Here is a 3454-nt window from a genome sequence, read left to right as displayed (position 1 = left end):
CTTTTTCATGGTCTCGCCCTCGCTGCCGTTGGCTTCTTCGAACGCCACCGTGGCACTGTGATGCCTCGGCGGGGGCGAGTCCATCGATTACAGGGGGCCCTGCTAGCTCAATGAGTTATTCATCATCATCGAAGTTGTACATGCCCGGCGCGAGGTTCTCGAAGCGGGTGTACTTGCCGATAAACGCCAGGCGCACGAAGCCGATAGGGCCGTTACGCTGTTTACCGATGATGATTTCCGCCACGCCCTTGTGCTCGGTCTCGGGGTGGTACACCTCGTCGCGGTACACGAACATGATCACGTCGGCGTCCTGCTCGATTGCACCGGATTCACGCAAGTCGGAGTTCACCGGGCGTTTGTTCGGGCGCTGTTCCAGGGAGCGGTTCAGCTGGGACAGGGCGATGACCGGGCAGTTGAATTCCTTGGCCAGGGCCTTGAGCGAGCGGGAGATCTCGGAAATTTCGTTGGTGCGGTTGTCACCGGCCGAACCCGGGATCTGCATGAGCTGAAGGTAGTCGACCATGATCATGCCGATTTCACCGTGCTCACGCGCCAGGCGACGGGTACGCGCCCGCATTTCCGACGGGCTGATGCCGGCGGTATCGTCGATGAACAGCTTGCGGTCGTTGAGCAGGTTCACTGCCGAGGTCAGGCGCGGCCAGTCGTCGTCGTCCAGCTGGCCGGAACGCACCTTGGTCTGGTCGATTCGGCCAAGGGACGAGAGCATACGCATGATCAGCGATTCACCTGGCATCTCGAGGGAGAACACCAGCACCGCCTTTTCGCTGCGCAGCACGGCGTTTTCCACCAGGTTCATGGCGAAGGTGGTCTTACCCATCGACGGACGACCCGCGACGATGATCAGGTCAGCCGCTTGCAAGCCGCTGGTTTTCTCGTCCAGGTCGGTGTAACCGGTGGAAATACCGGTGATATCACTGTCGGAGTTGAACAGCGTATCGATACGGTCAATGGCCATGGTCAACAGCTCGTTGACCCCTACCGGGCCGCCGGTTTTCGGGCGGGCCTCGGCGATCTGGAAGATCTGCCGCTCGGCGTCGTCGAGAATCTCTTCGGCGTTGCGCCCTTGCGGGTTGAAGGCGTTGTCAGCGATGTCGGTGCTGATACTGATCAGCTGGCGCAACGTGGCCCGCTCGCGAATGATCGCGGCGTAGGCCTTGATGTTGGCTACCGACGGGGTGTTCTTGGCCAGCTCGGCCAGGTACGCCAGGCCGCCGATTTGCGAAGAGAGGCCTTCTTTATCCAGTTGCTCGTGCAGGGTCACCACGTCGAATGGCTGGTTGGCGTCGGCCAACTTGTGCACGGCACGGAAGATCAAGCGGTGGTCATGCCGGTAGAAGTCGCCGTCCGACACCTGATCCAGCACTCGCTCCCAGGCGTTGTTGTCCAGCATCAGGCCACCGAGCACGGCCTGTTCGGCCTCGATGGAATGCGGCGGCACCTTAAGGGCTGCGGTTTGCAGGTCTAGCTGTTCGGAATTGGTAATCTCGTTCATGGCCACGAAAGAATTCTGGAGGACGAAAAAAACAAAGGGCACGGCCTGTAAAAACAGGACCGTGCCCGATGTTAACCGCCTGGCCCGCAAGGAGCCAGCCGGTCAGCGCAGCTTAGGCAGCTACGACAACCACGCGTACGGTGGCTTCAACGTCGCTGTGCAGGTGCACGGCTACGTCGTATTCGCCAACCTGACGGATGGTGCCGTTCGGCAGACGAACTTCAGCCTTGGCTACTTCAACGCCGGAGGCGGTCAGAGCGTCAGCGATGTCGTGGGTGCCGATCGAACCGAACAGCTTGCCTTCGTCGCCAGCGGTGGCAGTGATGGTCACTTCCAGCTCGGCCAGTTGGGCAGCGCGGCTTTCAGCCGAAGCTTTCTTGTCAGCGGCTGCTTTTTCCAGCTCGGCGCGACGCTCTTCGAACGCAGCCAGGTTGGCGGCGTTGGCAACGGTGGCCTTGCCGAATGGCAGCAGGAAGTTACGGCCGTAACCAGCCTTAACTTTTACTTTGTCGCCCAGGTTGCCCAGGTTAGCGACTTTTTCCAGCAGGATCAGTTCCATTTGGTAAAACCTCTTAACTTTTAACCTTCACCGTTCGCGGAGTCATTCCCCTTGGGGGACTTGCGACCGCGAAAATCAATCAGGCTGTCGACAATGGCCAAAACCACCAGCAACGGATAAATCAGCTGCATGATCAGCGGCAACGTTACGTACATGCCCACCAGCCAGAAACCGGCCAGTCGGCCCTGTGCCACCAGCCCGTGCATCAAGGCGATGCCGGCCAGCACCAGTACCAGGCTGGACGCTGATGCCAGGATGATGAACTGCGGGCCGATAAACGGCGCCACCACCATCACTGCCAACAAGACCGCCATGGTCTGTTTCGGCAACTTCAGTTCGCGAAACTCGCGACCAAAGCCTCCAGGGTTGTACAACGCTGCCTGCCAGTAGCGCGCCAGCATCAACGCCAGCACACTGAACAATTGCACCGTCACTGCTGTGGAGGCGACCAGCACAGGGCGGATCAGCTCACCGGAGAGCACCGGTTGCCCGTCGACTTTCGGCATGGCTTCGGCAAACGCCTTGGCCAGCACATCGAAGGTTTGCGCCAGCGCCAGATCAAGCACGAGGCTAAACGCCACGGCGAACACGGCACTGGCGAGCAACACCCGGCTCCAGGGGTGCTCGGCACGCAACATGGCGGCCAGGGCCAGGGCACCCGCCATCACCAGAAAGGTGATGGGATCGCCCATGACCCACACGGCCAGCCCGGCGAGCAAGCCGCCAGCGATGACCGATGTAGCATCCTTGAACCCACGCCGCAGCAGCACAAGGCTGCCGGCAGCGGCACTCAACCAGAACAGCAGCGGCAGTACCGCGCTGATGACCACCACGAGGGTGGCCTGCACACGACCGCGCATGATGAAACTTGCTAACGCTCGCATGCTAATCCCTTACTGCTTGTCGACGACCCGGTCTCAGCGGCCGTGGCTGTCGGTGTAGGGCAGCAGGGCCAGGAAGCGGGCGCGCTTGATAGCGGTAGCCAGCTGACGCTGATAACGAGCTTTGGTACCGGTGATACGGCTTGGAACGATCTTGCCGGTTTCGGATACGTAAGCTTTCAGGGTGTTGAGATCTTTGAAGTCGATCTCTTTCACGTCTTCAGCAGTGAAGCGGCAGAATTTACGACGACGGAAGAAACGTGCCATTTAATAGGCTCCTCTAAAGGTCCGTGGATTACTCGTCAGCGTTATCGCTGGAGTCGCTGTCATTGCTGTCGTCGCCTTCGGCGGAGTCAGCATGCTCAGGACGCTCACGACGCTCACGGCGCTCGCTGCGGTTTTCTTCAGCCTTCAGCATCTCGGACTGACCGGTAACGGCTTCGTCGCGACGGATGACCAGGTTACGGATAACGGCATCGTTGTAGCGGAAGTTGTCTTCCA

General features: G+C 60.0%; 4 protein-coding genes and 1 pseudogene. All 5 read right to left on the bottom strand.

Annotated features, from left to right (window positions below):
- Positions 1 to 115 precede the first annotated feature (115 nt).
- Positions 116 to 1513 carry a replicative DNA helicase gene (dnaB, locus tag ACQKPZ_RS28070; RefSeq protein ID WP_079230614.1) on the bottom strand — a complete coding sequence of 466 codons (1398 nt, stop codon included), beginning with the start codon at positions 1511 to 1513 and terminating at the stop codon, positions 116 to 118.
- Positions 1514 to 1625: 112 nt separating this feature from the next.
- Entirely contained in the window at positions 1626 to 2072 is a 447-nt protein-coding gene (rplI, locus tag ACQKPZ_RS28065) for a 50S ribosomal protein L9 (RefSeq protein WP_003249568.1), read from the bottom strand.
- Between the two features lie 20 nt (positions 2073 to 2092).
- Positions 2093 to 2956 (bottom strand): hypothetical protein, encoded by an 864-nt coding sequence (locus ACQKPZ_RS28060; protein ID WP_403197442.1) that lies wholly within the window; start codon positions 2954 to 2956, stop codon positions 2093 to 2095.
- A 33-nt stretch (positions 2957 to 2989) separates the two neighbouring features.
- On the bottom strand, positions 2990 to 3220 hold the full coding sequence (rpsR, locus tag ACQKPZ_RS28055) for a 30S ribosomal protein S18 (protein WP_003249563.1): 231 nt from the start codon (positions 3218 to 3220) through the stop codon (positions 2990 to 2992).
- A 28-nt stretch (positions 3221 to 3248) separates the two neighbouring features.
- Positions 3249 to 3454 (bottom strand): annotated as a pseudogene (locus tag ACQKPZ_RS28050) (30S ribosomal protein S6); the annotation flags it as partial.

The organism is Pseudomonas sp. NPDC089547, assembly GCF_050280665.1.
Taxonomy (GTDB): domain Bacteria; phylum Pseudomonadota; class Gammaproteobacteria; order Pseudomonadales; family Pseudomonadaceae; genus Aquipseudomonas.
The sequence above is the reverse complement of the archived record's forward strand: the minus strand, read 5'-3'. Positions and strand labels throughout refer to the sequence as shown.